The sequence below is a fragment of the Pseudoclavibacter sp. AY1F1 genome (assembly GCF_002931075.1).
Classification (GTDB): Bacteria; Actinomycetota; Actinomycetes; order Actinomycetales; family Microbacteriaceae; genus Pseudoclavibacter.
In genome coordinates this window covers 28,502-54,341 of sequence record NZ_PSTQ01000010.1, presented here as the reverse complement: position 1 = coordinate 54,341, position 25,840 = coordinate 28,502, and the positions used below count along the sequence as shown (strand labels likewise).

General features: G+C 67.5%; 23 protein-coding genes. 8 read left to right on the top strand and 15 right to left on the bottom strand.

Going from position 1 to position 25,840, the window contains the following annotated elements; genetic code table 11:
- Positions 1-61 precede the first annotated feature (61 nt).
- The 3 genes from C5B85_RS14230 to C5B85_RS14220 all read right to left on the bottom strand — a co-directional run bounded on the left by C5B85_RS14230 (position 62) and on the right by C5B85_RS14220 (position 3,854).
- Positions 62-1,135 carry a substrate-binding domain-containing protein gene (locus C5B85_RS14230; RefSeq protein WP_104286671.1) on the bottom strand — a complete coding sequence of 358 codons (1,074 nt, stop codon included), beginning with the start codon at positions 1,133-1,135 and terminating at the stop codon, positions 62-64.
- Between the two features lie 116 nt (positions 1,136-1,251).
- Positions 1,252-2,328 (bottom strand): ABC transporter permease, encoded by a 1,077-nt coding sequence (locus C5B85_RS14225; protein WP_104286670.1) that lies wholly within the window; start codon positions 2,326-2,328, stop codon positions 1,252-1,254.
- Complete coding sequence (locus C5B85_RS14220; protein WP_104286669.1) at positions 2,325-3,854, bottom strand: sugar ABC transporter ATP-binding protein; 1,530 nt, start codon at positions 3,852-3,854, stop codon at positions 2,325-2,327. The genes C5B85_RS14225 and C5B85_RS14220 overlap by 4 nt, the downstream gene beginning before the upstream one ends.
- A 168-nt stretch (positions 3,855-4,022) precedes the next feature.
- Here C5B85_RS14220 and C5B85_RS14215 point away from each other — a divergent pair, with 168 nt between their 5' ends.
- Positions 4,023-5,210, top strand: coding sequence for an ROK family transcriptional regulator (locus C5B85_RS14215; protein ID WP_104286668.1), 1,188 nt, complete (start codon positions 4,023-4,025; stop codon positions 5,208-5,210).
- A 146-nt stretch (positions 5,211-5,356) separates the two neighbouring features.
- Here the strand turns inward: C5B85_RS14215 and C5B85_RS14210 are convergent, their stop codons facing one another.
- The 10 genes from C5B85_RS14210 to C5B85_RS14165 all read right to left on the bottom strand — a co-directional run bounded on the left by C5B85_RS14210 (position 5,357) and on the right by C5B85_RS14165 (position 14,952).
- Complete coding sequence (locus C5B85_RS14210; protein ID WP_104286667.1) at positions 5,357-5,956, bottom strand: pyridoxamine 5'-phosphate oxidase family protein; 600 nt, start codon at positions 5,954-5,956, stop codon at positions 5,357-5,359.
- Positions 5,956-7,572, bottom strand: coding sequence for a CYTH and CHAD domain-containing protein (locus C5B85_RS14205; protein WP_104286666.1), 1,617 nt, complete (start codon positions 7,570-7,572; stop codon positions 5,956-5,958). The genes C5B85_RS14210 and C5B85_RS14205 overlap by 1 nt, the downstream gene beginning before the upstream one ends.
- 179 nt (positions 7,573-7,751) lie before the next feature.
- A complete protein-coding gene (locus tag C5B85_RS14200) occupies positions 7,752-8,171 on the bottom strand; it encodes a DoxX family protein (RefSeq protein ID WP_258070814.1) in 420 nt (139 codons plus the stop codon).
- A 133-nt stretch (positions 8,172-8,304) separates the two neighbouring features.
- The gene (locus C5B85_RS14195) at positions 8,305-9,057 is read right to left on the bottom strand and encodes an alpha/beta fold hydrolase (RefSeq protein WP_104286665.1); all 753 of its coding nucleotides are present in this window, start codon (positions 9,055-9,057) and stop codon (positions 8,305-8,307) included.
- A gap of 204 nt (positions 9,058-9,261) precedes the next feature.
- Positions 9,262-10,548 carry an adenylosuccinate synthase gene (locus C5B85_RS14190; protein ID WP_104286664.1) on the bottom strand — a complete coding sequence of 429 codons (1,287 nt, stop codon included), beginning with the start codon at positions 10,546-10,548 and terminating at the stop codon, positions 9,262-9,264.
- Positions 10,549-10,695: 147 nt separating this feature from the next.
- Positions 10,696-11,133, bottom strand: a complete 438-nt coding sequence (locus tag C5B85_RS14185; protein WP_104286663.1) for a DUF3151 domain-containing protein — start codon at positions 11,131-11,133, stop codon at positions 10,696-10,698.
- A gap of 79 nt (positions 11,134-11,212) precedes the next feature.
- The gene (locus C5B85_RS14180; protein WP_104286759.1) at positions 11,213-11,656 is read right to left on the bottom strand and encodes a PaaI family thioesterase; all 444 of its coding nucleotides are present in this window, start codon (positions 11,654-11,656) and stop codon (positions 11,213-11,215) included.
- Positions 11,657-11,842: 186 nt separating this feature from the next.
- Positions 11,843-12,028, bottom strand: coding sequence for a hypothetical protein (locus C5B85_RS14175; RefSeq protein WP_104286662.1), 186 nt, complete (start codon positions 12,026-12,028; stop codon positions 11,843-11,845).
- A gap of 83 nt (positions 12,029-12,111) precedes the next feature.
- The gene (locus C5B85_RS14170) at positions 12,112-12,714 is read right to left on the bottom strand and encodes a MarR family winged helix-turn-helix transcriptional regulator (RefSeq protein WP_104286661.1); all 603 of its coding nucleotides are present in this window, start codon (positions 12,712-12,714) and stop codon (positions 12,112-12,114) included.
- Between the two features lie 603 nt (positions 12,715-13,317).
- Positions 13,318-14,952: an ATP-binding protein gene (locus C5B85_RS14165; protein WP_104286660.1), complete on the bottom strand. Its 1,635-nt coding sequence runs from the start codon at positions 14,950-14,952 to the stop codon at positions 13,318-13,320.
- 185 nt (positions 14,953-15,137) lie between these two features.
- On the opposite strand from C5B85_RS14165, the gene C5B85_RS14160 reads away from it, so the two are divergent.
- On the top strand, positions 15,138-16,508 hold the full coding sequence (locus C5B85_RS14160) for an NAD-dependent succinate-semialdehyde dehydrogenase (RefSeq protein ID WP_181064450.1): 1,371 nt from the start codon (positions 15,138-15,140) through the stop codon (positions 16,506-16,508).
- Positions 16,509-16,611: 103 nt separating this feature from the next.
- Entirely contained in the window at positions 16,612-17,772 is a 1,161-nt protein-coding gene (locus tag C5B85_RS14155; RefSeq protein WP_104286758.1) for an AAA family ATPase, read from the top strand.
- Between the two features lie 207 nt (positions 17,773-17,979).
- On the opposite strand, the gene C5B85_RS14150 is transcribed toward C5B85_RS14155, so the two are convergent.
- Positions 17,980-19,674 (bottom strand): bifunctional 3'-5' exonuclease/DNA polymerase, encoded by a 1,695-nt coding sequence (locus C5B85_RS14150; protein WP_104286658.1) that lies wholly within the window; start codon positions 19,672-19,674, stop codon positions 17,980-17,982.
- Positions 19,675-19,959: 285 nt separating this feature from the next.
- On the opposite strand from C5B85_RS14150, the gene C5B85_RS14145 reads away from it, so the two are divergent.
- From C5B85_RS14145 to C5B85_RS14125, 4 genes are all read left to right on the top strand, one after another.
- Positions 19,960-21,519, top strand: coding sequence for an HNH endonuclease signature motif containing protein (locus tag C5B85_RS14145; RefSeq protein WP_104286657.1), 1,560 nt, complete (start codon positions 19,960-19,962; stop codon positions 21,517-21,519).
- 241 nt (positions 21,520-21,760) lie between these two features.
- Positions 21,761-22,525 carry an SRPBCC domain-containing protein gene (locus tag C5B85_RS14140; protein ID WP_104286656.1) on the top strand — a complete coding sequence of 255 codons (765 nt, stop codon included), beginning with the start codon at positions 21,761-21,763 and terminating at the stop codon, positions 22,523-22,525.
- 307 nt (positions 22,526-22,832) lie between these two features.
- Complete coding sequence (locus C5B85_RS14130) at positions 22,833-23,849, top strand: LLM class flavin-dependent oxidoreductase (protein WP_104286757.1); 1,017 nt, start codon at positions 22,833-22,835, stop codon at positions 23,847-23,849.
- A 9-nt stretch (positions 23,850-23,858) separates the two neighbouring features.
- The gene (locus tag C5B85_RS14125) at positions 23,859-24,188 is read left to right on the top strand and encodes a DHCW motif cupin fold protein (RefSeq protein ID WP_104286655.1); all 330 of its coding nucleotides are present in this window, start codon (positions 23,859-23,861) and stop codon (positions 24,186-24,188) included.
- Between the two features lie 342 nt (positions 24,189-24,530).
- Here the strand turns inward: C5B85_RS14125 and C5B85_RS14115 are convergent, their stop codons facing one another.
- Complete coding sequence (locus tag C5B85_RS14115; RefSeq protein ID WP_104286653.1) at positions 24,531-24,812, bottom strand: hypothetical protein; 282 nt, start codon at positions 24,810-24,812, stop codon at positions 24,531-24,533.
- A 189-nt stretch (positions 24,813-25,001) separates the two neighbouring features.
- On the opposite strand from C5B85_RS14115, the gene C5B85_RS19260 reads away from it, so the two are divergent.
- Positions 25,002-25,751, top strand: coding sequence for a hypothetical protein (locus tag C5B85_RS19260; protein WP_181064449.1), 750 nt, complete (start codon positions 25,002-25,004; stop codon positions 25,749-25,751).
- Positions 25,752-25,840 lie beyond the last annotated feature (89 nt).

Sequence of the window (25,840 nt, the reverse complement as noted above, 5' to 3'; positions counted from 1 at the left end):
ACGCGGGGCGGAGTCAGAGAGGAGGAGAGCTCCACCCCGCGTGGGCAGTGTGGGCGACTGGCTACGACTCGAACGCCGTGTCGATGTACTCGTCGACGTTCTCGCTCGTCACGACGGGCGCGTACAGCTGCACAAGACGCGGCACGCTGTGCGACGAGAGGTCTCCGAGCGAACGGTCGTGGGCGATGAGACGGGCCAGCTTGATGCCGTCAGCAGCCTGGGTCGACGGGTAGATGACGGTCGCCTGGACGACGCTGTCGCCTTCCTGGATCTCTCGCATCACGTTCGCCGAGCCAGCTCCGCCGACAAGGAAGAACTCGTCGCGGTTCGCGTTCTCGATGGCCGAGAGAACACCAACACCCTGGTCGTCGTCGTGGTTCCAGAGTGCGTCGATCTTCGGCGCCGCCTGAAGGAGGTTGGTGGCCGCCTGCTCGCCGCCCTGCACGGTGAAGTCAGCTGCGACGCGGTTCGAGACCTTCAGACCGCAGTCCTCGAGTGCATCCGCGAAGCCCTGGCTGCGCTCCTGCGTCAGCGGCAGGGAGTCGATGCCGGCGATCTCCGCGACGACAGCGTCTGGCGTGTCGGCGAGCTCCTCGCACATGTAGGTGCCGGCGCTCACCCCCATGCCGTAGTTGTCGCCGAGCACCGTGGTGCGGGCCGCGAAGGGGCTCGTGAACTCACGGTCGACGTTGATGACCGGAATGCCGGCCTCCATCGCCTTCGTCGCGACCTCGGTGAGCGCAGCCCCGTCGAAGGGCAGCAGCACGATGGCGTCGACACCGTCGTTGATGAAACCCTCGATCTGGCTGATCTGGAGGTTCACGTCGTTGGTGCCCTCCGCGACTCGCAGCTCGACGTCCTCGTACTTCGCCGCCTCAGCCTCAGCTGCCGAGGTGATGGCACCCATCCAGCCGTGGTCGGCGGCGGGGGCAGAGAAGCCGATGACCAGCGGCTCGCCGGCCGCGTCATTGTCGGACGCGGTCGCGTTGCCGCCAGCTGGCGCTTCACCCTCCGCCGCCGGCGGAGTGTTCGAGAGGCAGCCGGTAAGCAGCAACAGCGCCGAGGCTGCCGTTGCTCCCGCTGCGAGGATCCGGCGCTTCCGGGAAGCTGTCTTCCTGAAGGAACTCGTGGACATGGGGATCTCCTTTGATGCTGCCCTGGTGATGGGATTGGGTCTGGTGAGGTTCGGTGAGTCTGGTGAGTCTGGTGAGGGATGGGCGTGCAGTTCGGGGCGAGGGCCGGAGCCCCCGGCTAGGACGTCTTCGCTCGCGACGAGAAGCGCTGCTGGAGGAGCACCGCGACCACGATGATCGCGCCCTTCGCGATGGCCTGGACGGAGCTGTCGAGGTTCGCCTGGATGAAGATGTTCGTGAGCGTCGCGAAGATGAGCACACCGAGGACGGTGCCGACGATCGTGCCCCGGCCACCCACGAGCAGGGTGCCACCGACGACAACCGCCGCGATCGCATCCAGCTCGTAGAGCATGCCGTTGGTGGACGACCCTGCCGTCGTGCGGGCGAGCATCATGACGGATGCGATACCGGCCGTCAGCCCGACAAGCGCGTAGAGGTACATCGTGTGGCGCTTCACCTTGATGCCGGCGAGGCGCGCAGCTTCGGGGTTGCCGCCCACCGCCACCGTGCGGCGGCCGAAGGTCGTGCGGTTCAGAAGGAACCAGCCGCCAACGGCGACGAGCACGAAGATCCAGACGATGACGGGGATACCAAGCAGGTCGCCACGGAACGTCTCGAGGAACGAGTCGACGTTGACGATCTGTGTGCGGCGGCCGGCGATGAGCTCAGCGAAGCCTCGGGCGGCAACCATCATGGCGAGCGTCGCGATGAACGCGACCACCTTGCCGTAGGCGATGAGCACGCCGTTCACGACTCCGGCGCCGAGGCCTACGAGGAGCGAGGTGAGCACGATGACCCACCAGCCCCAAGCCTCGGCGTAGGCCTGAGTGGACAGCGTCGTCGCCCACACGGAGGCGAGCCCGAGCACGGAGCCGACCGACAGGTCGATGCCGCCAGCCGTGATGACAAACGTCATGCCGATGGAGAGGACGCCGATGATGGAGGCCTGGCTCAGCACGACCATGAGGTTGTCGACGCTCGCGAAGCGCTCTCCCGCAGAGACGGTGCCGGCGATGCACAGCACGACCAGCGCGAGGATGAGGCCGAAGTTGCGTGCCGAGCTGCCGCGGAAGAAGCCGCCACGCTTCGCGTTGTCGCTGGCCACCTCGTGCTCGACCCGCGAGCTCTCGTCGGCTGCCGGGGCGATGACGCCGTCGTCGTACGGGGATGAGGACTGGGGAGTCTGAGTGCTCATGCTGCGCTGCTTTCCATAACCATGTCGAGTACGGCGTGCTCATCGAGAGCGGATGCGGGGCCCTGGTGGACAACTCGTCCTTCCGAGACGACCAGCACCCGGTCGGCGAGGCCGAGGACCTCCGGGATCTCGCTCGAGACGACGACGACCGCCGCCCCTTCGTCTGCCAGCTTGCGGATAAGGGCGTAGATCTCGGCCCTCGCTCCCACGTCGACGCCTCGCGTCGGCTCGTCGAGCAGCAACACGCGGCAGCCGTGCACCAGCCAACGGGCCAGCATCGCCTTCTGCTGGTTCCCGCCCGAGAGGGTGCGGATGTCGCGCTCGACGCCGGCCGGCCGCAGGTCGAGGTACTCGGCCTGCTCTTTGGCGGCGCGGCGCTCGTCGCCCTCCTTCAGCCACGAGAAGGAAGCGAAGCGCTGGAACGTCGAAAGTGTGATGTTGCGGTACACGGGCTCGTCGAGGAGGAGCCCCTGGCTCTTGCGTTCTTCGGGTGCCAGGCCGATGCCCGCATTGACCGCGGCGGTGACAGAGCCGCGCTTGAGCGTCTTGCCCTCGACCGTGACCGTGCCGCCCGTGGCCTTGCGCGCGCCGTAGATGGTTTCGATGATCTCGCTGCGGCCAGCCCCGACGAGCCCGGCGAACCCGACGATCTCACCGGCTGAGACCGTGAACGAGACGTCCGAGAAGGTATCCGCGAGGGTCAGGTCCTGCACGTCGAGCAGCACGGGTGCATCCGCTGGCAGCTCAGGCGACTCGGGGAACAGGTACTCGACCTTTCGGCCCGTCATGAGGGTGATGAGCTCGGAGGTCGGCGTCTCGCTGACAGGCAGGTTCTGGGCGACCGTGCGGCCGTCCTTCAGCACCGTGATGCGGTCGCCGATCGTGCGGATCTCTTCCAGACGGTGAGAGATGTAGATGATCGCGACGCCCGCCTTCGTGAGCTCCTCCACCACACGGAAGAGGTTCGCGACTTCTTCGGAGTCGAGCACCGCGGAGGGCTCGTCCATGACGATGATGCGGGCGTCGTGCGACAGCGCCCGCGCCATGGAGACGATCTGCTTGCCGGCCGCCGACAGTTCGCCGACCTCGGTCGTCGGCGAGATCTCGGAGTGACCGAGCCGCGCGAGGATCTCCTTCGTGCGCTGCTTGGCCTCGGCGCGGCGCGAAACACCTGCCGTGTCGAGCTCGTGCCCGAGGTAGACGTTCTCCGCGACCGTCAGGCCGTCGACGACGTCAAGCTCCTGGTACATGGTCGCGATGCCGAGGCCGAGGGCTGCAACGGGGTTCGGGATGGTGATGGGCTCGCCGTCCAAAAGCAGCTGCCCCTCGGTTGGCTGGTGTGCGCCGGCGAGGACTTTGATGAGCGTCGATTTACCTGCGCCGTTCTGGCCCAGCAGGCAGTGCACCTCGCCGGGGAGGACGTCGAGGTCGACGCCGTCGAGAGCCCGTGCACCAGGGAACTGCTTGACGATGCCGCGCATCTGCAGGAGCGGGGATGGACCCAATGTGGGGTCTTCGTTGACCATGTGTCGAAAGCTACCCGCACTTCTGTCGACGGTCAAGCAAAAGTCTCATGTCTGTTGCACAATTGAGATGTGCCGCCACACAGAAGCGTTGCAGTCAACGTTGACGAGCAGCGCGGTAGCGTGGCGGAGCCCCCACCGCCCACCGTTGAGCCCAGAAAGAAGACGCCCATGGTCATCGAGCAGCTGCCGAAGCCGGTATCGCGCCAACCAGGACCAGGGGAGCTCTTCCAGATGCTCCGAGACGGAGCCCCGCGCACTCGCGCCGAACTCGCATCCGTCACCGGCCAGGCCCGCTCGACGGTGGCGACTCGCATCGACCTGCTCATGACGGCCGGCCTCATCGTCACCGTCGGGGAGGCGCACTCGACCGGCGGCCGGCCACCCGCCGTGTTCGCCTTCTCCCCCGAGAGCCGGGTCGTGCTCGCCGTCGACCTCGGCGCCACCCACGCCCGCATGGCCCTCACCGACCTGGCGTCGAACATCATCGCCGACTCCGAAGACAAGCTCCCCATCGACCTCGGGCCCGACAAGGTCCTCGCCTGGGTATGCGAGAAGGGCGACGAGATGCTGGCCGGCTCCGGCCGCGGGCGCCGAGAGCTCGTGAGCGTCGGCGTCGGCCTGCCTGGCCCAGTCGAGTTCAGCTCGGGCCGCCCCATCAACCCGCCCATCATGCCCGGCTGGGACGACGCCGATGTCGCCGGCAGGCTCGGCGCTCACTTCGACGCGCCCGTTCTCGTCGACAACGACGTCAACATCATGGCCCTCGGCGAGCACCGCAGCGAATGGCCGGACGTCTCAGACCTGCTCTTCGTGAAGGTCGCGACGGGCATCGGCTCAGGCATCATCGCCGACGGCTCCCTGCGCCGCGGGGCGAGGGGCGCGGCGGGCGACATCGGCCACATCGCCGTGCCTGGAGCTGACGAAATCCCCTGCCGCTGCGGCAACCTCGGCTGCCTCGAGGCCGTCGCGGGCAGCGACGCGATCGCCCGCAGGCTCCGCGAGGAGGGCATCGAGGTTACGGGCAGCGCGCAAATCGTCGCGCTAGTCCGCTCGGGCGACCTCAACGCAGCCCGCTCCCTCCGTCAGGCCGGGCGCGACGTCGGCACCGTGCTCGCCGCCTGTGTCAGCATGCTGAACCCCTCGATGATCGTCATCGGCGGAAGCATCGCCGAAGCCGGCGAGCAGCTCATGGCGGGCATCCGCGAGGTCGTCTACTCGCGCTCGCTGCCCCTCGCGACGCAGCACCTCAGAGTCGTCGCATCCCGAGCGCGGGGCGAAGCCGCCATCCTCGGAGCGAGCGCCCTCGCCGTCGACCACGTGCTGTCGGCCGACGCGATCGACGCGGCCCTCGCCTGAGAGCTTCGGCGAAGCGAGCGACTCCAGCTAAGAAGCCACGGTGAGCAGGTCCGGATGAGCAGGTCCGGATGAGCAGGTCCGGATGAGCAGTTCGAGGTGAACAGGTCGGGGTGAACAGGTCGGGGTGAGCAGTTCCGGGCGGGCGGCTAGGGGACGATGCGCGTCGTGTCCCAGCCGCCGTCGACTCTCGTGAAGCGGCAGCGCAGGTGCTCATCGGCTGACAGGTCGATCGCGTCGATGTCGTTCACGTGCACGGCGACCCAGGCGAAGCGCGCGTAGCCCGCCGCATCGTCCCTCGCGTCACCGCTCGCGTTGGCGCTCGAGCCGCCGTCGGCCCGCGCATCCGCTCGAGGCAGCGGGCTCCCCGGCCGAAGCGGCGAAGCGAACAGCTGCCGCGTGCCCGCTCCGAACGACGCCCAGGTGGCGCGACGGGTGCTCTCGTCCGTGACGACCTCAGCCCGCCCCTCGAGGCGCAGCTGCACGTCCGCTTCGGCGTCGTAGAATGTGACGGCCACAAGCGGGTTCCGCTCAAGCTGCCCGATCTTCGCCGAGAGCGAATGGGTCGAGAAGAAGACCGTGCCTGTCTCGGCGTCGACCGCGCGCACGATGACGGCGCGCACATGCGGCTGACCGTCGACGTCAGCCGTGCCGAGGTACCCGAGCGTGAACGCGGTGCGGGTTCGAGTCGCCGCATCCAACGCATCCCAGATGGGCGATGCGCTGGCAATGCCGTCGTCGTTCGCCATCAGACGAGGTCGTCGAGGAGGTCACGCGCACGCACGAGCTCGGCGTCGTGACGATCGCGGATGCGCTGACGTACGCTCTCGAGCACTTCCACGGTCTCCCCAGGCCGCTCGACCCCGTCGCTCGCTTCGGTCTGGACCCGAGCGATGAGACCCGCCAGCTCGTCGTCGAGCAGCGCGCCGTCCTGGACGGAACCGAAGGCCTTGGCGACCCGCTTCCATGCCTTCCGTTCCCCGCCTGCCTTGAGGTCGGGCAGCCCCTCGAGCACCTCGAACGCGTACCGCACCGACTTCGCCGCCTTCCGAACGTCATGCCAGCGGTCTGACTTCTGCGGCTTCTTCCGCGCCCGGTCGGTGAGGGCAGCCACGCGGCTCATCGCGTCCCGAGCAGCTCGGCGCATGGCGCCCGCGGCGCGAAGCTCGGCGTGCGACGCAAAAGGCGGATCGGCGAGGAAGTCGACGATCTTGACGTGCAGGGCATCCCAGCGGGCACTGTCCACGGCCGCTAAGAACTCCGAGAACGCGGCGTCGTGACGCTCCCCCAGCCATCCCAGGACAAGCTCCTGCACCTCAGGGACCCTGAGCTGCGTCTCATCGGCGGCGAGCGCCTCGAACTCTGCCGCGAGCAGCTCCGTGAGGACCTCCGCGTCGCGCGGCTCACCGAGGACTCGACCGACCCAACGGAGCTCGTCCCGCAGCTCGTCCGTCGCCCCCTTCGTGAACACGTCCGCGTACACCGTGAGGACACTGCGCAGGCGACGGACGGCGACCCGCGTCTGGTGCACCGCATCCGGCTCGTCCGTGCGAGCGTGGGCCTCGCTGGCCTGGAACTCGCCGAAGCGCTGTGCGAGCGCCGCCACGACGGCGTCACCAACCGGCCCGCGCGCGGTTGCAGGCTGAGTCGCCTCGACCCCGTCAAGCGACCGCACCATCTTGGACTTATGCGCGGAGGCTGTCAGCCCGGCTGCGAAGAGGACCGACTCGATCTCGTCGAAGACACGAGGCGGGGCATCGCCCACAAGCTCGACCTCGTATTCGCGCCACTGCAGCTCTCGCTGGTGACCGAGGCGCACCACCTTCGCGTGCACGGCGTCCTCGCAGATGAGCGCCACGAGCTGGGGCTCTGCTGCCTCGTCGGCGTCGGCCGCGCTCACTTCACCGCGCACCTGGGTTGTCGTGCGCATCGTCGTCAGTTCGACAAGCGGAAGCACGGGGCGATCGCCCAGGATCTCTGCGAACTCGGCCCGCAGCTCGGGCGGCACGCGGCGAGGGGAACCTACCGGAGCGTGCAACTCGATGCGCTCGTCCCCGCTGCGTGGACGCTTCAGGTGCCACCCCTCGTCGTCGCCGCCCGTCCGTCGACGCAGCACACACCGCGCGCCGAGAATGACCAGGTCGGGACTGTCGACGTACTCGGCGACCAGCTTCTCCGTGCTGGGCTCGCCAGCGCTCAGGCCACCGCCGAGCTTCGACAGGTCCGGCTCGCCCGCCCCTTCGGGGATGTCGTACTTGCGCTCGACCTCCCGCTGTTGCGTCGGCGTGCGTGCCTGCTCGCCTGATCCGTCCTGCCCGCCCTGCCGGTGCTGCTGGCGCTGCCCGCTTTGCCCTTCGAAGTTCATCAGGGAAGGCTAGCGCGCACACCTGGTGTCGAACGGAGCTTGCCGCAGCACAGCTGGGTGCACGGCGGAGTCTCCCGGCGGAACAGGAAACATCGGTGACAACTCGAGCTCATGTGACGTCTCCCAGTCGAAAACGGCAGGTTGTCACCGAAATTCGCGGGCAACGGCTGGCACCACCGTCAGGAGTGGGTCGACGCGCGCAGCGCGGCCTTGACGAGCGGGATCTGCAGTGGCAGGCGGGCGACCGAAACGACAAACGCGACCATCGACCGCGCAGTGCGCTTCCTGAGCGCCCGCCTGCCGAGGTCGACGCTCATCTGTGCGTTAGCAGGCCACACCGCGAGCAGCACGGCCGCGCTCATCAAACCCGCAGCGGGCCGTGTGGATGGGCGCAAGAGTCCAGCAGCGCAGACCAACTCGGCAAGACCCGACGCGACGACCAGCTCGCGGCCGCGGTTCCGCAGCGGCTTCGGGATGATCGGCTCGAACACAGCCGGCTTCACGAGGTGGATCACCCCGGAAACCGCGAACGGGAGGACGACGATCCACGGAATGGTTCCGTCATGCGAGCGAGCGCGACGCTTCAGTGCCTTCGACATGCAGGCATCCTGCCGCCCGAGTCCGAGGACAGACCCAGGCACCCCGGGTCTGCGTCAGCTAAGAAGTGTCTGACGCTGGACCGACGCGGCGGAGCAGCGAGACATTGCCACACTCGACCTTGACCCCGCGCGGTCAGGCTTCTTCGGCGAGGAAGGCGAGGGCAGCAGCGCGGAAGTCGCGCGAGCCCGGCGCGTTGAAGTGGTGGCGATCAGGGATCTCGAAGAAACGAGCCTGCGGCGTCGCCGCCGAGAGGGCCCTCGATCCCTCGATGATGCCGTCGAGCGAGCCGGTCGCGAAGAGCACCGGTTGCTGGGGGACGCGACCGAGGTCGGGGTCCGCCTTCCCGGATGCTCGCATCCCCTCGGCGATCGCGAGGAGCGCCCGCAGGTCGTTGCCGCCGACGCGCTCGGTGAGCGCGAGGTAGTTCTGCGTGACTGGGTCCCGCACGGGCGTGCCGTCGTCGATGAGCTTGCGTACCTGCCCGATGTCGAGACGCCCGAGCGGCACCCCGTCAGGCACACCGCCAAGCACAACCCGTGGGATGCGGTCCGCGAAGTCCTGGGCGACTTCCCACCCGACGCGTGCGCCGAGCGAGTAGCCCACGTACAGGGCCGTGTCGACGAGGTAGGCGTCGAGGACCGCCTCGACGTCGGACGCGAGCGTCCGGATGTCGTAGTCGCGCCCCTCGTGCGGCTTGTCGCTCTGCCCGTGTCCGCGCTGGTCGAGGCCGAGCACACGGTAGCCGGCGCGCAGCAGGTCCCGCACCCAGCCGGTGGCTACCCAGTTGTCCTTCGTGCTCGACGCGAAGCCGTGCACGACGATGACGGTGGGCGCATCAACGTCACCCCAGGTGTAGGTGGCGATGCGGTGGCCGTCGCCGACCATCACGAATTGGGGGTCAGGCAAGACGGTCAGGGCTGAGGGAGCGCTATTCACGTCCTCGATTGTCTCAGGCCGCGGGAGCCCTGCCGCGCACGCTCGCAACGCTGCGACTCGCGATGGGCAGGATCAGAGACGGAGGGCCCGGACGGTCCCACAAGGTGGGGATCCGTCCGGGCCTTCCTCGAACGACTTCGTTCAGTTGGACTGTCAGTCGATGAGGTCGTGGATCTGGATGATCTCATCGCGCTTCGGGCCGACGCCAATCGCGGAGATGCGGGCACCGGAGAGACGCTCGAGCGCCTTCACGTAGAGCTGCGCGTTCTCGGGCAGCTCCTCGAAGGTGCGGCAGCCGGAGAGGTCTTCCGCCCAGCCGTCGAAGTACTCGTAGATGGGCTTCGCGTGGTGGATGTCCGACTGCGAGACGGGCATCTCGTCGAAGCGCACACCCTCGACGTCGTACGCGACGCAGACGGGGATGCTCTCGATGCCGCTGAGCACGTCGAGCTTCGTCATGACGAAGTCGGTGACGCCGTTGATGCGGGCCGTGTAGCGCGCGACGGGCACGTCGTACCAGCCTGTGCGGCGCGGGCGCCCCGTGGTGGTGCCGAACTCGCCGCCGCGCGTGCGGAGCAGCTCGCCCCACTCGTCGAACAGCTCGGTCGGGAAGGGGCCGGCTCCGACGCGCGTGATGTACGCCTTGACGATGCCGATGATGCGGTTGATCTGGGTCGGTCCGACGCCGGCACCCGTGGATGCGCCTCCCGCGGTCGACGAGGACGACGTCACGTAGGGGTAGGTGCCGTGGTCGACGTCGAGCATCGTGGCCTGGCCGCCCTCGAAGACGACGTTTCGGCCCGCGTTGAGGGCGTCGTAGAGCTCGAGCGATGTGTCGCCGACCATGGGACGGAGGCGCTCCGCGTGGACGAGGAGCGCGTCCACGATCTCGTTGACGGTGATGGCGCGGCGGTTGTAGACCTTCACGAGGAGGTGGTTCTTGCCGAAGAGCGCGGCTTCGACCTTCTGGCGCAGGATGTTCTCGTCGAAGAGGTCCTGCACGCGGATGCCGATGCGGTTGATCTTGTCGGCGTAGGCCGGGCCGATTCCGCGGCCCGTCGTGCCGATCTGGCGCTTCCCGAGGAAGCGCTCTGTCACCTTGTCGAGGGTCGTGTGATACCCGGTGATGAGGTGGGCGTTCGCGGAGACGCGCAGCTTCGAGGTGTCGACGCCTCGCGCCTCGAGGTGGTCGATCTCGTGGAACAGCACGTCGAGGTCGATGACGACGCCGTTGCCGATGACCGGAGTCACGCCCGGCGTGAGGATGCCTGAGGGCAGCAGGTGCAGCGCGTACTTCTCGTCGCCGATGACAACCGTGTGCCCCGCATTGTTGCCGCCGTTGAACTTCACGACGTAGTCGATGCGGTCACCGAGGAGGTCGGTCGCCTTGCCCTTGCCCTCGTCGCCCCACTGGCCGCCGATAATCGCTACGCCTGGCATGTTGCCCCTGTTCTCTGTCGGATCGGCGCAGCTCGCGCCTGTCGTGTGCGTGGCGTGAGCCGCGCGGTCGGGCTGGCCGATTCCGCGGCCCCGCCCCTTCCCTGCTTGTCCTGTGGTGTGACTCGGTGCGTCCGAGCGGATGCCCGCTCAGTCGGCAGCGTACGTCCGGTCGATCTCGACGATCGCCTGCGGGTCGGCGTCGTGCAGCAGGTCGGCGAGCCGCTCTGGCTCACCTGCCTCCCCGATTTCGGCCGCGCTTCGCCGCAACGCGTAGAACGCGCGCAGCACTCCCCTGTTCGGCTCGTGCGACCACGGCACGGGGCCCTGCCCACGCCAGCCCGCCTTGCGGAGCGCATCGAGCCCGCGGTGGTAGCCGACTCGCGCGTAGGCGTACGACCCGATCGTGTTGCCCTCGGCGTGTGCCGCATCTGCGAGGGCAGCCCAGGCCAGCGAAGACGCGGGGTGCTTCTCGACGATGGCCGCGAGCGCGGCCTGGTCGTGAGGCAGGTTCGAGAGGTCGTCGACGACCTCTGGCTCAGCAGCGAGGCGCGTCTCGGGGATACCGAGGAGATTCGTTCCGGTCACGGGACCCGATTCTATCCTGTGGTTGTTTCGGAGGCGCGGCCAGTTGCAAAGCTGTGGAAAGCGGCCGGCCCATCCGAGGTCAGCGACTGGGGAAGATGGCGCAGGTGCTTGTCGCCGTGGCGAGCAGCACCTCGTTCGAGTCGCGCAGCTCCGCCTCGACGAACGCTGCCCGCGACCCCGATTTCACGACCCGTCCACGAACTCGCACGGGCCCGGTCTCGGCCGTCATCGGCCGCAGGAAGCTGACTTTGATCTCGAGAGACGTGTAGGCCTGACCCGGGCGGAGCGTGGTGTGGACGGCTGTGCCGCACGCTGAGTCGAGGAGAGTGGCAGCGAACCCACCGTGCACGGTCCCGATCGGGTTGTAGTGCGTCCGGTCAGGCACACCCTCGAAGACGACCTCACCCTCGGCGAAGCTCACGACGGACATACCGAAGTGCTGAGCGATTGGCGCGATCTCCGCCCCGCTCGCGAGGTGAGCCTGCAGCTGCTCGAGTCCGGTCATCGATGTCGGGTCGGTCATGTCGCTCCCCTGCGCCACGGCATCCGGGGTGGATGCTCACCCCGAGCCTGGCACCGATCGACCGGCGGTTCGAGCGCGTTGTGGCGACCATCCAAGTCGCGGGGGCGAGGTGCCCAGCGCGACTGGGGCGCGGCTACCAGTCCTGCGCGTACCAGGGCATGCTGCGCCTACCAGGGCATCCTGCCTTTACCAGGGCATGAAGGCGAAGAACGAGACCGCGATACCGATCGAGATCGTGGCCCCGACGAAGCAGAGCGCGAGGAGCTCGCCCGGCATGACGGTGCGCTGGTAGACGTCCCAGTAGCGATCCTCTGCGCGTCGTCGAGCGTCGGCTACTGCAGTGCGGTTGAGCCTTCGTCGATGTCCGAGCATGTATGTAGCTTATCTAACTAAATGTCTCGGAGGTGGGGGTTGACTCGCTCCACTGCAGCGAGTATGTGCCTGTGGTGCGCCGCTTAGGAGCGGTGGACAACCATGACTGGCGCCTCGTCGACGCTCCCACCTGCTGAGTCACCTGCTGAGTCACCGGCTCCCGAGTCGGCAGCTTCCTCTGCGCCAGCGGAAGGCGGCGCCTCGACGGAGCCGACCATTCCGGACAGGAACTTGGCGACGCCGTCGAGCTCCGCGACGCTCAGTGAGTCCACGACGGCGATCATCCGCTGGTGCATGACGCCGAGCGTCTCGCGTACTTCCCTGTCGGATTCCCCTGTCGGCGCGATGATCGAGGCCCGACGGTCGGTCGGGTGCGGTCGGCGCTCGACGTGACCGCTCTTCACGAGGCGATCCACCAGGCCCGTTACCGACGCGGAAGAGATGTTGAGGCGCTCCCCCAGGTCTTTCTGCACGACGATCTTGCCGTGCCTCTGCTGCTGGAGCAGGAAGCGGAGCGCAAGAAGGTCGTTCTCGTTCATGCGCATGGATGACCGCGTTCTGGCGCGCATCTTCGCCTCCGCCTCGCGGTACTCGCGAAGCAGGTTGAGCACGTCGACTGAGGTCGCGTGCTCACCACCCGTGGGGTACCAGTACCCGGACGAGCGCTCGGCTGGCTTCTGCGCCATGGTCCTCCTCGTACTGGCGCGCTGGACGCCAGGGAAACTAGTTCAACAAACTAGCAAAAACGGTTGCGGAAGCGGGCACAAAACACAGATCGGCGAGCACGTGCCAGCTTTTCGTCGACATTTCCGCTCGTGACGCCCGGGGAAACTCCGCGGATGCCCGCATCGAGAACAAGGTGGAGCGGCTGACTCAGTCGATGCATGGCCCTTCATGGTCGAAGTGCACCCCCTCGAAGCCAACAGGACGCCGCTTCCTGCTCCTGGCGGTCGACGCCGGTCTTGCCACCGAAGTCCATGACGATGAAATGCGATTGCGCACCGTCACCAAGGCCCTCTGCGAAGTCGGTTGCCTTGTCACGGGTCGCGAAACGGTAGTAATCAGCCTGGTCAGTCGACCACGCCTCAACGCAGTCGATCTCGTTACCGCAGGCCGGCTCAGTGATCTCAACGGGGTTGCTGGCGAAGTCTGGCCCGTGTACTCCGCGTCAACCACCGCCTGTCTGATCGTGAGCCCGTATTGCGGGATGAGGATCGAGCATCCGCTTGTCGTGAGCAACGCGGCCGCTCCAATGCTGGAAACCAGGCACGCCCTTCCAGCACGCATACTCAGTTCTCGCCCGTCTTGCGGTTCTCGCCCGTCTCGCGCGACTGCTCCGCCTGATCCGAGCTGACCGCTGCACTGCTCGCGGTGTTGGGCTCAAAGCCCGGCACCCCAGGCGGGTAGACCGCACCCGAATCGGGTACGTCTGCGGTCCAGCCGGTGTCGGCCTGGGCACCCAGCGGGATGTAGGTGACGGCGCCGGTGCGGTCGCCCTCCGCCGTGGAGATGATTTCCATCCCACCTCCGCCCAGCTCGTCGCCGTCCGGTTCCGTGCCGTCGCCGAGCAGCCGCCGAGTGAGCGCGGACTGCGCCGACATCAGTTCGTCGAGCTCGTGCAGCAGAATGCTGTCGTCCGGTTCGACGCCTGCCCTCGCAGCGGCGAGCACCGCGCGGCGGACAAGTTCCTTCGCGAACGAACCCGTGGTCTGCTCGGCGCGACCAGACGCCTCCAAAAGCGCTTCCTCGCTGAACGTCAACCCTGCGGCGTACTTCTCGAGGAGGCGCAAGCGCTCCGGCCCGCCTGGCAGCGCGATCTCCACGGCCAGGTCGACGCGACCAGGCCTGGAGACGAGGGCGCGCTCGAGCACCTGGACGCGGTTCGTGGTCATGATGAAGGCGACGTCGGCATCGCCGTCGAGGCCATCAAGCGCGTCGAGGACCTCGAAGAGCAGCGGCTGCGGCGACGCGTGGCGTTCCATGGCGACGAGGTCAATGTCCTCGAGTACGACGATCGACGGCTGCAGTGTGCGGGCCAGTTCGGCGGCCACGCTGATGTGCTGGATGCTCGACCCGGTCAGCAGCACGGCCGTCACCCCCTCCGTCCGGCTCAGGAGATGCCTGACGGTGAGCGTCTTCCCGGTCCCTGGCGGCCCGTAGAGCAGCACGCCCCGCTTCAGGTGCTGGCCGGCGGCAAGCAGGATCTCGCGTTGCCGCCCGATCTCGATGACGTGCGCGACCACCGATTCGAGGACGCCGTGCGGCAGGATGACGTCACCCTCGGCGACGTCCGGTCGCTCCAGGAACGACGCGCCAGCGTCCATCCGGTAGTCGCTGTTCTCGAATGCGAGCACCTTGCCGCGCAGCACGCTGCGCTCGACCATGAGGGCGCGCACCTCGCCGAGGAGGTCGGAGACGAGCGAGGGCTCCGCGGCGGTGAGCACCTCGAGCTGCCCCTGTGGTCGCCCCATGTCGGGTCGGGATGCACGCTGCATGACCACAACTCGCGCGCCACGGTAGGTGAAGAGGCGTGCGCCGAAACTCACGACCTGTCGTGTTGACCTGGGCCCCGTCGCCTTCTCGGCGAACTCGGCGGGGCCCGACCTGAACGGCATGTGCGGGCTCGAAATGAGCTCCGCGAGACCCGCGTGCGCGTGGGCGGAGCCGCCGGCGACACCGACGAGCCTCGCCTCGTCGCGGCCGGCGATCTCCTCGAGCGCAATGTCGGCGTCGACGATCCGGTAGCTCGCGAACTCCTCGACGACAACCGGGAGCGCCTCGGCGTCGGCACCGAGGAACTCGCTCAGCTCGCCGCCGAAGGGCGTGCGCACAACCTGGACCTCGGCCGGCGTCTCGTTGACGCGTTCAAGGAACCGCTTGAACGCGCGGAAGAACTGGACATCGTCGTGTGGCTGCTCGCTCATGCCATCCCCTACCTGCGGGCGCATCCCGCCGCTCGAGAGCCTAGGGCCGCATCACCGGAGAGGCACCTGGTAAATAAACGATATTCAGTTAATTCGGCCTGAACCCTGGGTTTCCTAGGCCACATCTCCTAGGCTTCACCCAATCGCGCGATGCTGCGCGCACGCATCCAATGTCTGGAGTGAGTTTGAGCACCTACGTAGTTGTGAACCCAGCGACCGGCGATCAGGGAGAGGAATTCCCGCTCGTCACCGAAGACGGCATCGAGACTGCGCTGCAGAGCCTCGACAACGCGTACCGCACCTGGTCGAAGCCCAGCACCGTCGCCGAGCGCGCCGCCCTCATGAGCCGCGCCGCCGAACTGCACCGCGAGCGCCGCGAGGAGCTCGCCGAGATCATCACCCGCGAGATGGGCAAGCCCATGGAGCAGTCGTATGGCGAGGTCGACTTCAGCGCCGACATCCTGCAGTACTACGCCGACAACGCGGAGAACTTCCTGAAGGACGCACCAATCGAGCTGCTCGGCGGTGAAGGGACCGCCCTCATCCGGCGATCGGCGATTGGACCCCTCCTCGGCATCATGCCGTGGAACTTCCCCTACTATCAGGTCGCCCGCTTCGCAGGCCCCAACCTCGTACTCGGCAACCCGATCCTGCTGAAGCACGCCGGGCAGTGCCCCGAGTCGGCGACGGCGCTTGAGCAGATCTTCGCGGATGCGGGCTTCCCGCAGGGCGCGTACGTCAACATCTTCGCCACCAACGAGCAGATCGCCGACATCATCGCCGACGACCGCATCCACGGCGTCTCGCTGACCGGTTCCGAGCGCGCCGGTGCGGCCGTCGCCGAGATCGCGGGACGCAACCTCAAGAAGGTAGTGCTTGAGCTCGGTGGGTCAGACCCGTTCATCCTGCTCAGCACCGACAGCGTCGACGAGGCCGTCGAGGCCGCCGTCGCAGCCCGTCTCGACAACTCCGGGCAGGCCTGCAACGGCGCGAAGCGCATGATCGTCATCGACTCGCTCTACGAGGAGTTCGCCGAGAAGTTCACCGCTGCAATGGCTGCGGTTGCCCCCGTCGACCCGACCAAGGATGACGCCGAGCTCGGGCCGCTCTCTTCTGCACCGGCGACGAAGAACCTCGCCGAGCAGGTCGAGCGCGCGGTCGCGCAGGGCGCGCAGCTCCTCGCGGGTGGCGGTCACGACGGCAACTTCTTCCAGTCGACGGTGCTCGCCGGAGTCACGCCTGACAACGACGCGTACACCGAGGAGTTCTTCGGCCCGGTCGCCGCGCTCTACAAGGTCAGCAGCGAAGAGGAGGCCGTCGAGCTCGCCAACGCGACCCCGTTCGGCCTCGGCTCGTACCTCTTCACGACTGACCAGGAGCAGGCGCAGCGCGTCGCCGACGCCATCGAGGCAGGCATGGTCTACATCAACGGCGTCGGCCTCGACAGCCCGGAACTTCCGTTCGGCGGAGTGAAGCGCTCGGGCTTCGGCCGCGAGCTCGGCTCGCTCGGCATCGAGGAGTTCGTCAACAAGAAGCTCATCCGCCAGGTCAAGTAGTCCAGACAGGCCGAGAGCCCCTCAGGTCGGAGTTCATCTCCCGCCTGAGGGGCTTTTGCGCGCTCGCAAGCCATTTGTCGGTGGCACCTCCTAGCGTGTGGGCATGCTTGAACTCCTCGCCATCGAGAACTACCGGTCCATCAAGAGCGTCACCGTGGGACTCGAACGCCTCAACGTCGTCACTGGTGCGAACGGCAGCGGAAAGTCGAATCTGTACCGGGCCCTGCGCCTGCTGCACGACATCATCCGCGAAGGTGCCCTGTCGTCGCTCGCGATGGAGGGCGGCCTGCGCGCAGCTCTGCACGCGGGCGAACGGTCTCGTGGCACGCCCGTCACCCTCAAGCTCGGACTCCGCACCTCGACGGCCTCGTACGCCACTGATCTCGGCATGCCGCCGATGAAGCATCCGCGGCCACTGCAGAACTTCGCGATCGATCTCGGAATCCCCGTCATCTCCGACTTCCCGTTCGACCCGGTCGTGAAAAGCGAGCTCGTCTGGTCCAGCGAGCTGCTGCGGCCCTCGACAACCCTCGTCGAGCGTCGAGGAAATCTGGTCAAGGTGCGTGACGCCAACTTCAAGCTTGTGCACGCCGAGTGGAGTGTGCGGGAGGCAGAGTCGATGCTCGCGACGCTCGCAGACCCTTCGACTACCCCGGAGCTCTACGCGCTCCGAGAGTCGGCACGGGGCTGGCGCTTCCTCGATTACCTCCGCACCGACGCGGCGGCACCGGCGAGGCTGCCGAGCCCTGCGACCTTCACCCCAGTGCTACCGAATGACGGCTCGCGCCTCCCCGCGGCCCTTGCGACGGTGCAGCGGGTCGGTAACGCGAGGGCGTTCCACGCTGCCATCGACGCCGCATTCCCGGGCTCGAGCGTCGGTATCGAAGAAGAGGAGTCGGGCATGGCGAGGCTCGTCATGTCGCAGCCCGGCCTCGCGAGGCCGCTCGATGCCCGGGAGCTATCCGATGGCACGCTCCGGATGATCCTGCTCGCCACCGCACTCCTGTCTCCCCGAATGCCGGAACTGCTGGTCCTGAACGAGCCGGAGGCGAGTCTGCACCCCAGCCTGCTTCCGACACTCGCGGGCCTGATCAGGCGCGCATCCGAGCACACGCAGGTCATCGTGGTCACACACTCGCAGCCCCTGGTCGACGGACTGCGCGACGACGCGAACGTCATCGAGCTCGAGAAAGAATCGGGCTCCACGAGCATTCGCGGCCAGTTGCAGTTCGAGGGCCCGCAGTGGGTGTGGCCGAAACGCTGACAGCACTGGCGGGGTCGATGCAGAGGAGTCGGAAACGCGGATGCCCGTTCCCATGAGCATCCGCGCTCCCCGTGCGGCGAACTCCCCAGTCGCGCACACAGTCGCAACACCCCGGGCTGCGATAGTCCAAGCACACCAGCAGACTTCGATCACGACTATCCCTATTTGTGGGCATCTTTTCCCAGAGTTCAGTCGGCGTCCATGCCCCTACTTGGCGTCGCCGTAACTGTCGACGACGTGCGCAACCACGGGGAAGGTGACTTGGCTGCCCGAGAAGAGGAGCCGCCCGGCTTCGGCGGCGGCCGCCACGACCTCCACCGCCGCGCGCTCGGCGACCTCAGCGGGCGCATGCACCACAACTTCGTCGTGCAGGAAGTAGGCGAGGTGGGCGGTCTGCTCGAGTGGAGCATCCACAACCGCCCCAGTCGCTCCCCCTGTCACCACGCCGAGCTTGGCGAGGCGCTGCCTGATGCCCGCCATCCAGGTGAGCGCCCATTCGGCGGCGGTGCCCTGCACGATGAAGTTGCGCGTGAAGCGGCCGAAGTCGCGCGGCGAGAACTCCGCGGGCGGCCACGGCGAGGTGCGTCCAAGCCAGGTGTGCACCTGTTGGCCGCGTTCTCCGGATCGTGCTGCAGACGCTACGAGCCCCATGGCACGCGGGTAGACCCGTTCGAGGCCAGGTAGCAGGACGGCGCTCTGGCCGGTTGTCGCGCCGTACATGGCACCGAGCATCGCCACCTTCGCACTGTCGCGATCCGGCACGACGCCGCGGTCCACGAAAGCGGTGTACATGTCGCGCTGCGCACCGGCTCTGGCCATTGCCTCGTCGCCCGACATCGCGGCGAGGATGCGAGGCTCGAGCTGGGCCGCGTCGGCGACGATGAGCTTCCAGCCGGGGTCAGCAACGACGGCGCTGCGGATCTCCTTCGGGAGCTGCATCGCCCCGCCTCCGCTCGTCGCCCAACGCCCGGTCACGACCCCGCCTGGAACGTAGTCGGGCCGGAAGCGCCCGCCGTGAATCCACTCGTCTCGCCACGTCCATCCGTTCGCCGTGAAGAGGCGATGTAGACGCTTGTAGTGCAGCAGCGCCTCGACGACGGGGTGTTCCTTGCCCCAGAGTTCCCATTTGCTGGTGCTCGCAACGTCGAGTCCCGCCCGACGAAGGGCGGCCAGCAGGTCCTTCGGGGAGTCGACGTTCAGCGTCTGCTCGCCGAGCGCAGCCCGAACGGATGAGGCAGCGGCCTCGAGCTTCGCGGGCCGTCCGCCAGCACGCCTCGACCCGAGCACGTCCACCAGAACACGCTCGTGCCGTTCGACACTGAAAGGCATACCCGACGCACGCAACTCGGCCGCGACGAGCGTTCCCGCGCTCTCAGCACCCACGAGAAAAGCCAGGGCGCCTTTCCTGGTTCCCCCTTGATCGGCGGCCTCGATCGCAGCGAGTTGCGCCTCGAAGAGCTCCCGCGTCGCCGCGACCGTGCCCGGATTCTCGGCGTCGAGATCGAAGAGGCCCTCTCCGGGGTGTGCCCCTCCCCGAGCGTCCGCGACATCGAAGCGGGCATCGAGGTAACCGGCGGTGATGAGGATGCGGCCGGTGAGCCGAAGGTCGTGGCAGCGCCCCACGCGCACCCCGTGAGCGAGAAGACGAGGCACGATGTCCTGGCTGTTCCACACCCACCGGATCGGGTCGCCCGGCGTGGCAGACCGCTCCCGCTCGGACACCAGCTGCGCGAGCCCGATCGCGTCGGGGACGATCCGCACTCCCGGGTTCGAGTCAGCGGTGGCGGAGGAAGTCGAACTACCAGAAGTGGAGCTGGAGTGAGCGGAGTGGGCGGCGGGTACGGCGTCGCGTCGATCTTCGAGCGCGAAGCCGCGCTCGAGCGACGTGACCAGGATGTGCATTCGTTCATTGTGAGGCAGACCACGGACAAGATCGGCCTCAAGGGCAGACCGTTGCGAAAGCGGAGTCCGAGTTGAGTGCGGCGCAGAGAACACTGCAACTTTGTAGTTATCACGAGTTCACACAAGCGATTAGACAAGATTCGAACACAGCAACGAAAATCGTGGAATAAGGTTACGACTACGTCTGGGGATAACTGGCGAATGGGCCTGTGAAAAGTGCTTCGTCGGTGAAAAAGTTATCCACGACCCACTGAAATGTCGGTGGTGGTGCGTAGTGTTTGGGGCATGCAACAGCACCGCGATGATGACGTTCCGGACCCTGGGTTTGACCCTTCGGATCCGGTGTCGGTCGCGGCGCGGCGGTCGGAGATCCTGGCGTTGGAGGAGGCTGCCGCGGCGATGCTCGCGGCGGGTACCGCGTTGCAGTTGCGGGCGCACGCGGCCGCGTACGAGTTCGGGCACGCCCTTGATCGTGCTGAGGGGTGCGCGGAGTCGGCGATGCACGTGCGCTCGATCGCGAACGAGGTAGGGCTGCTGGTGAGGCTCGCCGCTGGGACCGCGCAGGGGCACCGGGCGTCGGCGGCGGTGACGTTGCGGGAGTTCCCGGCGCTCACGCTCGCGCTCGAGGAGAACCTGGCAACGCCTGCGCAGGCGAGCACGCTCGCGAGCGTCGGGTTGAAGGTGAACCATGAGGATCCCGCGGAGCAGGCGCTGCGTCGGGCCGAGTTCCTGCAGGTCATGCTCGAGCGGGTGCGGCAGGAACCGTTGCCGCCCAAGGCTCTCCAGAAGGCGGCTGAGCGGGTCGCGGAGGAGCTCACCGGGGAGTCCATCGATCAGCGTTACGAGCGGGCGAAGAAACGCCGCCGCGCGAGCGTCGAGGACCTCGGCGACGGCATGAGCGTGCTGCGTGTGCTGATGAGCTCGTTTGTCGCGAACGCTGTCCTGGACCGGGCGCGGAAGCAGGGCAAAGCGATCATCAAGGCCCGCCCCAAGCCAGACGCCACGATCGAAGAGCCAGCGGACGGCGCGAACGCTGCAGCGGACACGAGCATCAACGCGGCGGGCGGGGAAGACAGCGCGGACCATGCGCCCGACGAGCGCACCCTTGACCAGGTCATGTCGGACGTCATCGCGGACACGCTCCTCACCAGCGACCCCATGAACCCCTCGGCCACCGCCGCCCGAGGCATCCAAGCCACCGCGCACATCAGCATCCCCGCCACGAGCATGCTCGCCGGCCCGAACAGCCGCGGCCCCGGCAGCCGCGGCCTCAACTCCGGCGGCCCAGGCGGCCGGGGCTTTGCTCCGGCGCTGCTGGATGGCATGTCGCCCATGCCGCTCGAAGAAGCGAAACGCCTCGCCGCCACCGCGCCAGCCTTCCTCCGCGTCCTCACCCACCCGGTCACGGGCGCCGTGCAGGCCGTCGACTCGTACACGCCCACCGCCGCGATGCGCGAGTTCCTCCAAGCCCGCGACGTGCACTGCCGCTTCATCGGCTGCCGACAACCCGCCGCGAGATGCGAACTCGATCACACCATCGATCACCAGTACGGGGGCAAGACCGCCGTCTGGAACCTCAGCGACTTCTGCCTCGCGCACCACATCGTGAAACACCACACCGCCTGGCAAGTCAGACAGTTAGGCGGCGGGATCCTCGAATGGACCACTCCGAGCGGGAAGGTCTACATCGACCGACCCGAACCCTACGGCGTGATCTTCACACCAAGCGACGAACTCGCCTTCAGGGACTCGGTGACCGCTGCGAGGTCAGGGCCGGCGCTTGGGGACGCGCCTCCGGACGGACCTCCGGATCCGCTCACGGATCGACCTCGGCCACCGTTCTAGACACGCACGGTCCTCTTCGACACACGCAGTTGTTCTCGACGCACACAGTCCCTCCGGACACGCAGTCCTTCCGGATACACAGTCCCTCCGGACACACAGTCCTTCCGGACACACACAGACACACGCAGTCCTTCCAGACACGGGCAACCCCGCTACACTCGCGCCGTTGCGCCCGGATGGGAGGTCACGCCAATTCCCCGGGTCTGTGGGATTCCACAACAACTGCAGGCAACCTGTCGAAATGAAAACGAAACCGGTATCCCCCACCGGAGCGTCAACCGAGAGCCTCGAGAACGTCACGCGCAGCGTCGCGCGGGACGGAACAAGCTACGTCGTGACGCTCGATCGCACCTTCACGAACACCCCCGAATCCGTATGGGCGGCCTGCGCAACACCCACAGGCCTCGCGCGCTGGTTTGAGCCCCTCGAAGGCGAGCTCGCACAAGGCGGGAGGTACAGGCTGACGGCCAGCGGAACATCCGGCACGATCGAGCACTGCGAGCCGAGCTCAGAGCTCCGGGTGACTTGGGAGTACGAGGGCGATGTCAGCCGCGTCAGCCTGAGACTCGAGCACATCGCAACGGGTGGCACCCACCTCACGTTGCACCACACCGTCCCGGACAACGAGCACTGGGCTCAGTACGGCCCAGCCGCAACCGGCATCGGCTGGGACGGCGCCTTCCTCGCGCTGGCCCTCGCGCTCGCCGACGGAGCGGCCCACGGCGCCACCCACAACGGCACTCAAGTGGGCAGTGAAGCTCAAGTAGGCAGTGAAGCTCAAGTAGGCAGTGAAGAAGGCACTCAAGCAGGCACTCCAGCACGCACTGAAGGAGTCAGGGATGTGCACGCCATCATGTCCGCCTTCAACGACTCCGAGGAAGGCAACCAGTTCATCGAGTCGGCGGCCGAACGCTGGTGCCTCGCCCACCTCAGCGCCGGAGCCGACCCCGACGACGCACACGACTCCGCCGCCCGCACCGCATCCTTCTACCTCGGCGACGAGTAGGCAGGCGCACGGGACCAAGGGGCAGCCCCGGGCCAGCCGCACCCGCACAGCGGCACAGCCCGGCGCGACACGGCACAGCCCGGCACAGCCCGGCCCGGCCCGGCAAAGCCGGCACGACACAGCACAGCCGGCACGGCACGGCACAGCACAGCCGGCACGGTCGGCACGGTCGGCACGGTCGGCACGGTCGGCACAGTCGGCACAGTCGGCACAGCCGGCACGGTCGGCACGGCAACAGCGCAACGCAACGCGACACGCGACACGAACCGCCGGGAACAGGAGAAGCGTGCCGTCGGTTGCATTCAAGGTGACTGTTCCTCTCTCCATCCTTGACCTCGCCCCCATCGCCCCCGGCCAGACCGTGAGGGAGAGCTTCCAGGCGAGCGTCGAGCTCGCCCAGGCAGCCGAACGGTCCGGGTACCGACGCGTCTGGTACGCCGAGCACCACAACATGCCCACGATCGCTTCGAGTGCGACGAGCGTGCTCATCGGGCACATCGCGTCGCAGACCTCGACGATCCGCCTCGGTGCCGGCGGCATCATGCTCCCGAACCACTCCCCGTTGGTCATCGCCGAGCAGTTCGGCACCCTCGCGACTCTCTACCCCGACCGCATCGACCTCGGCCTCGGCCGCGCCCCCGGTAGCGACCAGGCGACGTTCCGCGCGCTGCGACGCTCACCCGCTTCCGCAAACGAGTTCCCGCAGGACGTTCTCGAGTTGCAGGCTTTCCTCCGCGGCGAGTCGACCATCCCGGGCGTGCAGGCCGTGCCCGGCGGCGGCACCAACGTGCCCCTCTACATCCTTGGCTCGAGCCTTTTCGGTGCGCAGCTCGCCGCGCAGCTCGGCCTCCCGTACGCCTTCGCGTCCCACTTCGCGCCGGACCAGCTGTTCCAGGCCATCGCCCTGTACCGCGAGCAGTTCCAGCCATCAGAGCAGTTGGCCGCGCCGCACCTCATCGTCGGCGTGAACGTCGTCGCGGCCCCCGACGCGGCGGATGCGCAGGAGCAGTTCGCTCGCTCACGCCGTTCGCGACTCCGCAGCATCCTCCTCCGCGGCCCGAACTCCGACTTCACCGACGAGCAGATGGACCAGATCATCGCGAGCCCACAGGGGCAGCAGATCGCGAACATGATGCGCTACACGGCCGTCGGCACAGGCCCCGAGGTGCGCGACTACCTCACCGAGTTCGCCGAGGCGACCGGAGCAGACGAGCTCATCATCGGACACGGAGCCCTCCAGAGCGCCGACCGTATCCGCTCCCTCGAGATCACCGCAGACGCGATGCGAGGCGCGGAAGCCGATGTCACTCCGGCGGCGATGTAGCTCCCAGCCATGAATCTCCCGGGTCACGCATTCACCACCACCGACTGGGCCTCGCAAACACCGACCGTGCACACGGGAGCCACTGGCGAGGCGATCTGGCGTACACAGCAGATCGGCGAGACGCGCATCCGCCTGGTGGACTATTCGCCCGGCTACCTGGCCGACCACTGGTGCTCACGAGGCCACGTGCTTTTCGTTCTCGAAGGCAGCCTCGACACGGAGCTCGATGACGGGCGCCTCGTCACCCTCCAGGCCGGCCAAAGCTACCAAGTCGGCACCGATATGGAAGCTCACCGGTCGAGCACCAGCACCGGCGCAAGGCTGTTCGTCGTCGACTAGAGACGGTCCGACATGAATCGGCGCAGCGAGCACCGCCCCGTCTGTGAGATGCAGGGTTCTGACATGCAGGGTTTTGACTTGCAGGGCTCTGACATGCAGGACGGAGAACGAAGCCCTAGGCGGAGGATTCGGCGAGTCCTCCAACGCAGCAGATCGCGCGATCAGGTCGAGCGGGGTAGCCGGGACATTGGCAGACACGAGCTAACCACGCCCTGACCGCTGGCCTTCGCCCAACCCCGGGGCCCGCGCAGGCGAAGACGCAGACGCAGACGCAGACGCAGACGCAGACGAAAACTAAGGCTACGGGCACGGCCACCGCCACCGCCACCGCCACCGCTACCGCTACCGTGCGCGTCGGGCCCCGCCGGTGCCCCAGGTCAGATCATCGTCTGGGTCGTTCGCGCGGGTTCCGTCGCCGGTTGCCGCGGCCGCCGACGCGTCAGAGACCTTGCCGAACGCAAACACGTTTGCAAGCTTCCCGACCGCCCCGAGGAGGTCACCCTTCTCGGCTGGCGGCTCAGCACCGGACTTCTCCTCGCGGGCGACGAGATCAGCTGGGTCCCCAACGGGGTCGCCTGCGAATGAGTCTCCCAGGCGCTCGTCACTGTGCTGGTTGTCTTCCATGGTGGGTCCCGCCGTTCAATCGCAAATTCGATGGCAGAGGTGTTCGCAGCGCTATTCGCACCGCTCTTCTGCGGAGGTCACTACTCCCAGGCAATCACGCGATCCTCCACACCTCTGGTGAGGAGCGCAGCTCTGGCGAGGAAGGCATCTCTGGTGAGGAAGGCATCTCTGGCGAGGAAGGCATCTCCGGTGAGGAAGCCACGAAGCACTCAGGCGGGCAGCCGCGCCTCGACGAGGTGGCGCGACGAATGGGCGACGAACGGCCCCGGCTCTGGACGAGGTCGTGGCGGCCACGCAGGCGGCCCGGTGCGCCTCGAGAGTGAAGCCGGCCACCCACCAGATCACTTGCCGCAGCGAAGAGACGACGGCGTCGAGATCGTGGATCGCAATGCGAGGCCGCTCCTCGCGGAGGCCGACGATCTCGAGGCCGACAAACTCGAGGCCGACGATCTCGAGGCCGACGGCTCTGGCAGCGTCCACCTCGGCGCGGCCCGTCGCCCGAGCTGCGCCGCTGGCTGGGGCCAGGAAGAACTCGATGAGCTCGATGAGCTCGACCGCATCGGTAGGCCCGACGTGCTGGACATAGTACGTGCCGCCTGGCCGCAGCAAGCGGACGGCCTCGGCGGGGCAGTGGTCGCGCGGCTCGGCGGGGCAGTGGTCGCGCGGCTCGGCGCGACCACTGCCCCGCAGCGAGCGGACGGCCTCCGCCCACCGGTTCGTGGCATGGTGCCGACTCGTCACGACGTCAAAGGCTTCGTTCGCGAACGACAATCGCGGCGCATCGGCGACGACGACCACGGCGAGGACCACCCACCACCACCACTATCCCCGCTACCACCGCTACCACCACCAGTGGATGCAGGAGCCTGGTCGACTTCGCAAGGTTCAGCGGGAACGACTCCATCGGCACGGCTAGCGGCGGCATCACGGGTGACATAGTGAGGACCTCGCCTCCGCCGGTCTGAATATCGAGCGATGCGCTCGCACGCAGCATCCGCTCACCCAGCAGGCGCGAGCAGCCCCAGCTC